Origin of the sequence: uncultured Anaerovibrio sp. (assembly GCF_947302755.1) — a bacterium.
Lineage (GTDB): Bacteria > Bacillota > Negativicutes > Selenomonadales > Selenomonadaceae > Anaerovibrio.
This window is the reverse complement of sequence record NZ_CAMYWM010000017.1, coordinates 21,605-28,228: the sequence shown is the minus strand read 5'-3', so window position 1 is coordinate 28,228 and position 6,624 is coordinate 21,605. Positions and strand designations below refer to the sequence as shown.

The following is a 6,624-nucleotide window of genomic DNA, read 5'->3' as shown; positions in this document are numbered from 1 at the left end:
GCGCAGTGGGAGCTTAGTGTTCGTTGTAAGGGCTTATGAAAGCCCGTATGCTTTCATCTTGTTTTTATGCTAATTATTTGTCTTTTCCCTTAAGAGCGGTAGTCACAGATAGCCTCATACATTCTATCAAGGCCCTTTGCGATTATTACTTGTGGCATAGCCAGGTTCAGGCGGATATAGCCCTTGGCATTGCCTACAAAAAGGTCGTCGCCACCTTCTAAAAGCACGCCAGCTTTATTGGCAAAGAAATCCGCCAAATTTTCCACTCCCGGCAGACATTTCCCCATATCCACCCAAGCTAAATATGTGGCATCAGGTATTTTAAATACCGCTTCCGGCAGCTTATCCTTTAGGAAATTATCCACATATCGGAAGTTGGCATCCAAATATTCCTTAAGCTCCTTCAGCCACTCTCCGCAATGCTCATAGGCTGCCTGATGAGCTGCAATGGAAAGGGGATTCAGCATACCAATATTCTTGTCCCTTCCCTTAAAATCTTGTCGCAGCTTTTTGTCACGAATAATAATATTAGAAAACATCAATCCAGCCATATTAAAGGTTTTGCTGGCCGACATACAGGTAATGAGCCTTTGATAATCGGGCATAACCTTGGCGGTAGGAATATGCTTCACCCCTGTACGCAGTAAATCACAATGAATTTCATCGGAAATAATCCACAAATCATTTTTCTCCACTATTTCCGCTACACGCTTCAATTCAGCCTCAGTCCACACCCGCCCCGATGGATTATGAGGATTGCACCAAATAAGCAACTTCACCTTTGGATCAGCGGCGATTTTCTCAAAGTCATCAAAATCAATAGTGAATTCACCATTCTCCTTCAAAAGAGGTGCCTTGATATATTCTACCCCATTATATTCCGCTGCGTGTTGAAAATATCCGTAGGCCGGTGTATGAATAATAACCTTTTCATCCTTTGCCACCAATAGCTCAATTAGCTGATATAAAGCAGGAATCACCCCTGCTGAAAAGGTCAGCTCCTCCTTTGGGAAGCTCCAATCATACATTTTATTACACCAGGCTGCAAAGGAATTATAATAATCATCCTTAAACATCATGGTGTAGCCCATAATACGGCGGTCCAGACGCGATTTTACAGCATCAATAATAGGCTGAGGCGTAGCAAATTCCATATCTGCCACCCACATCCGCACAAAATCTTCGTCCTTATATGGAAAAACCTTCTCAGGCCCCGCATGGAAAATATAGCCCCTAAAGCCATCAGTATTCAGTGCATTGGTATTCTGCCGATCCACTATTTCATCAAAATCAAACTTCATTTTCCCTCTCCCCTCGTTATCCAACGGAATACCTAAATACATGCTATCTTAAAAATAATTCTGGCTCAGCTCCACCAAACCATAATTCAACAGCCGCCAGAACTCACTATAGGTAAGCTTCTCCCCATGTACCGAGAACAGCATGTTATTATGGGTCCAATGGGCAGCATAGCTTACAGAATGGTCAACGAGCTCTGCTATAGCTACAGAAAGGCCATTCATTTTTTCTGTGTTCCAGGTAGCTCCATAGATGCCGCTGATATTGTCATTGGTAAGCTCGGTGCTCCGGGCTGTACGGAGGCGGAATTTCCCTGCCGGCTGACTATCTGAACAATATTCTATATCGATGAGGTCCCCGCCAATTACCCAAACCTGATTTACATGATAGCCGGTGATGGATGGCAGGTACAGGGGCTGAAAGCCGGCGGCTGTCTTGGCGGCTGCCACAGTATCATAGGCCACCATCGGGTTGGCCATACCCACGGGCCTCTCGGCCGCATGGGCCGTGCCAAGGCAAAGGGTACCTATAGTTAATGCGGACAATAGACCAATAATCTTCTTTTTCATCACAAAATCCCCCTCATTTTATCTAATTACTGCCTCCAAGGGCTTCACAGCATTATTATAACGCCATTGTTCAAATTTTTCTTCTTTAGAAGAAACTTCGTGCGAAACGTTGTTTCGCACTACGCCCTTACAACGAACACTAAGTTCCCACTGCGCCGTAGGCTTGTGCTCACTAAGTGTTCATAGTAAACTTACTGGACACCTGACGGTGTCCACACGCCCTTACAACGAAATCTAAAGCTCATCTGCATCCTTCGGATTTGATTCGCTAAGATTTCATAGTAAAAATATTTCAATTAGCATTCCCCCTCAGGACTTGCTTCTCGTTATAGCATAATTGCTCAAAGAAGCTTGGCAATTATTCCCAGCAGCTGACCCGTCAACCGGTTAAGGTCATTACAGGCCACCAGATTGGGATATATCTGGGACAATTGCTCATAACAGGTGAATTCCCCGGGCTCGTCCAGGGATATGCCAATAATATCCGTACCACGCTTGGTAATCTTTCGCACAGCATTGGCCGTATCCTTGGTGGAAACCGGCGGATAATAATCATCCACCTCATGGGCAGGAACGCCATCGGAAAGAACAATAATCAACCGATATTCATTGGTGGTACAGCGCAGCATATACCGCTCGGCCCAGAACAGGGCCAGTCCGTCCCGATTATCACCATAGGCGTCAATTTGCATGAGATTGAGCTTTTCTTCCTCCCTGCCGTCAAAATCACAAAGAATGTTCACATCGATCACGGATTCTTCAAATTCGGCCCTATGCAAGGCAACAGCATGGGGCATTTCCTGCCGCTTCAGCACTTCATGCAAAATTACTGCCGAATGCATAGCCGCCCGTTGACGGGGGCCGAACATGGAACCGGAGCCGTCAATCAACAGCAGCACCGCCATATCCGGAATTCCATCACTTGGAATTTTCCGGTACCAATAACGCTTCTTCAAATCCCCCAGCCGCCTGGAAGAAATGCCATTGCCAAACATAAATTTGTCATCCACTGTATCAATACGGGCCTTTAGCTTCTGGGAAAAGCGATTGCTGTAGGACCGAATGCTGCTTTTATAATTTCTGTATATATTTTGATATGCCACCCGCAAGCTTAAATTAATTTTAGGGTGAATTTCATTAATTTTTATCCCCTTATGTATTACAGCACAATCATAATCAGAGCCATGATATTCCGCAAAGGAGCCCTGATAGCTTATTTCCTGCAGTGCAGCCTGTTTCTCCCTGCTGAATGCCTGAATTGCCTGCATTAACTCAGCGACATTCGGTCTATTGGGCTTTTCCTTCCCCTCAAGGTCCGTAAACAGCCGTGTGGCCACCGCCTGAGCTTTGCCCTCCCGCTTCTCGCCACCAATAGAATTCCCTGCACCGTCATGGGTTTTTGTCCCACCCAATTTCATGACAAGGCTTTCTGGGTCCATTGGTTCTGTATCAGGCGGAATAAGCTCTTTAATTATCTCGAATATTTCCGTCGAATATTCATACCGCTCCTTTGGGGCGGGAGCCATACTCCCGGCCAGGGCAAGTGGTTTTACTGCCTCCATATAGGCAGCCACATCAGCCTGCATATTGGTTATCCGCACCATGGGATATAGGAGAAAATTAGCCATATAGTCCAAAATATCCATCAGCCGTTCTCCATTTGTTCGTTCCGAAGGCTCCTGCTTTCCCCCTGTTTCCTGTTCCTCCCTTAATTTTTCCGCCGCCAGCCGGTCCTTTTCGGCCTGAACGATTTTGCCAAAGCAGCGATTTACCGTCCCTTCAGATGGGTGATTGGCAAACAATCTGGATACCCTGCCAAATTTCAGGTAAAACTCCATATTGTCAAAATAACTGCAGCCCACCGCCTCTATATATGCATCCTCGATTATGTTGCTTATCAGCCCCATAATAATGGTTTTATTTTTGGTGTCACACCGTTCATCGCCAACCAGTCTGGGGGGAAAATCAGAATATAGGAGATGGAGACACTCGTGAATGGTCTGGGCCCGCGTAATAATTCGCAACGCATTCCAGGGGTCAATCAATACCACCCTGGGCCACTCCAGAAAATCGCCTGTATCATCAAGGGCCGCTCTATCGGCAAATAACTGGTCATGGGCAGGATCCACGATAATATTTCTCCCATCGGTGAATGCCTGATTTTCGTTGATGAAAAACAGCCTGGCATTTTCATTTTCGGCGAGAGTTTGGGCAAAGGTTTCTTCCAATCGGCGGTTGTAGTCGCATTGGAACCTTTCGAGAAGCTCCTCATCATTCCGGTCCATAGGTCAACCTCCCCGGCCTGACAGCTTATGTAGATATCCCATCAGCCTCAAGCCTTCCATTTGTACAGCATTATAATCCCCCGAATGGTTTCCTCCAGAGTCCTGTCGCATTTGGCAACAGGAATAATTGTTTTCTCGGCAGCCTTCATATAGCCTTCATACTTGGCCAGGCGAACCCAGTTTTCCAAATTGCGGGGCGATATCACAACATCCAGTTCTTCTGCCTCCACCTTCTTTTTGATTTTGTGATAGACACTGATAACCTTTTCCACCAAAGGAGCGCATTCCGACACCCGGGCCGTCAGCATTCGTGCAATGGCCTCATCGGACAGGGCGGCAATTTCCACGATTGCACTGAACCGATTGTACAGTGCCTGATTTAGCTCCTTTGTCCCAAAATACCCCATATTCATGGTGGCAAAAAATCTGAAATTGGGATGACGCTTTACCATTTCACCGTTATCCAGACGCACAAAGCCGTTGTCATCCAGCAGGGAATTTAAAAAGGCCAAATATTGGGGCTTGGCAAAATTGATTTCCTCAAATACCACAGCACCACCGTGACGGACTGCCTTTGTAACATAGCTTTCCTTAAATACAATTTGATCCTCCTGGGGGATATATTTTCCCAAAACAAATTCGTCCAGGTTTTCGGTACAGTTGATGGTTTCCATAATCGGCAGATGGATTGCCTGACAAATAAGCTTACAGGACATGGTCTTACCGGTTCCGGCCGGGCCGTGGAGCAACAGGGACAAAATATCACCAGAGGTAATGGCATTACATATAGCGGACATGCTATCGGGCAGGACAAATTCGGCAGAAAGCTGGGGTATCAATAGCTGCTGCTCTTCACTAAAGGCTGATTTTGGAAAAGGCGTTATGGAGGTCAAGGCTTTATGTCCGGCCTCCTTCATATTTTCCCGTATGGCTTCCCAGGTTGCCGAGCACTGATGCCATTCTGCCAAATCCAATATTTCCTCCGGATTTTTGTATGCAATGCTGTATTCGTCCATTTTATGGTTTTGGTAGAAATCCTCGTGTAAATTTACAAAGACATCAGCCACAGGATTATCCATGAAATGCAGCATAAGCTTATTGTAATCCATGTTATCCTCGACTTCCCGCCCTAAGAGTACCAAAAAGACCGGAAGCAATTTGTAAAGGGGACGCAAATGCTCCATATCCGCCGGTATCATCTCCCCGGCCTCGTTATATGCCGCAATGGAGATGGACATATCATCAGCCAGTGCACGGTAGGAATAGATATTACCCGCCACCACGCCATTTTCGCGATATTCATCCGGCAGCTGTATGGTAAGATATACAGAGGAGCCTCCTTCATTGGCTTTTTCATTATCCCTGAAATAATAGTCGCCAATGATTTTCCCGGATAAAAACCCTTTCATCATTTCTGTAAATAAAATCAATGCTTCGCCAATTGATTGACAGAGAGTTGTAGTTCCTTTATATGACTGATTGTCCGGGTGAACATAATATTGGGTCACATCAGATAAATGCTTAAAGCCGAAGCCCTTATATATTTCCTCAGAATTTTTCCGAACCACTTTATAGGCTGTTTTAAAGACCTTCAAGGTAATCTCTATTCCTTCGGGTGTTCCTTTTGCCATTCTACCGTCTCCCTGTTTCAAGCTAATAATCACATAGGCTCCCCTTTTCAATTCGCCGATTGTACTGTAAATCCTGCAAAAGTGTGCAAAATAAAAAAACAGCCTTCAATGACCTTAAATAGTAACATTTTTGGTACAATGTGAATATAAAGGATAACAACGCTTCCAGGGGGTGAATATTATGATGTTTGTTCAGTTGATTTTGGCTGCTGTCATATTGGGAATTCTTTACAAAAAAATGCTGAAATGGGAATGTGGCAGGTCAATTAATAAAAAGCAGGCCTTTGTACCAATTTTTTTAGGCCTACTGGCCACCATGCTGACCCTGGGATTTGCATTGGGAATTGCCCTTACCTTTATGAACATGGGATATACGGTAGATAGTATACAAAATGTGGTTATAAAATCCTTTGCCACCTCCTTTCTGCGGGCCGGCTTTATTGAGGAATTATCCAGATTGCTGATGATTATATTGTCAATTTGGTTATTTAAGCCTAAAAATGTTTATGAATACATTTTGACTGGTGCCGCGGTGGGTATCGGCATTACCTTGCTGGAAGAATTCGTCTATGGCGGAGACCTTGAAGGCCTGTTAAGACTAATTACTTTGGGGGTACATACGGTATTTGGTATCATCATGGGTAAGTATATCGGCATCGGACAATACAACAAGAAAAACCATCTTCCATATAAGCTCCAATATCTGATAGCCTTTTTCAGAATTATTGCTATTCAGACCGCTTGTTACATACTGTTTATGATGTCTGCACCGTATTCAATCCAGCCATCTTTATTAACAACATAGATGATGAACGAACAGGACTATGGGTTTTAATAGGG

General features: G+C 44.8%; 5 protein-coding genes. 1 reads left to right on the top strand and 4 read right to left on the bottom strand.

All coding sequences use genetic code 11. The features are described from left to right. Nucleotides 1-89 precede the first annotated feature (89 nt). The 4 genes from Q0Y54_RS03285 to Q0Y54_RS03270 all read right to left on the bottom strand — a co-directional run bounded on the left by Q0Y54_RS03285 (nt 90) and on the right by Q0Y54_RS03270 (nt 5,784). Nucleotides 90-1,301, bottom strand: coding sequence for a MalY/PatB family protein (locus Q0Y54_RS03285; protein WP_297964261.1), 1,212 nt, complete (start codon nt 1,299-1,301; stop codon nt 90-92). A 48-nt stretch (nt 1,302-1,349) separates the two neighbouring features. Then, entirely contained in the window at nt 1,350-1,868 is a 519-nt protein-coding gene (locus Q0Y54_RS03280) for a hypothetical protein (RefSeq protein WP_297964259.1), read from the bottom strand. Between the two features lie 341 nt (nt 1,869-2,209). Further along, entirely contained in the window at nt 2,210-4,153 is a 1,944-nt protein-coding gene (locus tag Q0Y54_RS03275) for a hypothetical protein (protein ID WP_297964257.1), read from the bottom strand. A gap of 47 nt (nt 4,154-4,200) precedes the next feature. Next, complete coding sequence (locus tag Q0Y54_RS03270; protein WP_297964255.1) at nt 4,201-5,784, bottom strand: AAA family ATPase; 1,584 nt, start codon at nt 5,782-5,784, stop codon at nt 4,201-4,203. Nucleotides 5,785-5,965: 181 nt separating this feature from the next. On the opposite strand from Q0Y54_RS03270, the gene Q0Y54_RS03265 reads away from it, so the two are divergent. Then, nucleotides 5,966-6,589 carry a PrsW family glutamic-type intramembrane protease gene (locus Q0Y54_RS03265; RefSeq protein ID WP_297964253.1) on the top strand — a complete coding sequence of 208 codons (624 nt, stop codon included), beginning with the start codon at nt 5,966-5,968 and terminating at the stop codon, nt 6,587-6,589. Nucleotides 6,590-6,624 lie beyond the last annotated feature (35 nt).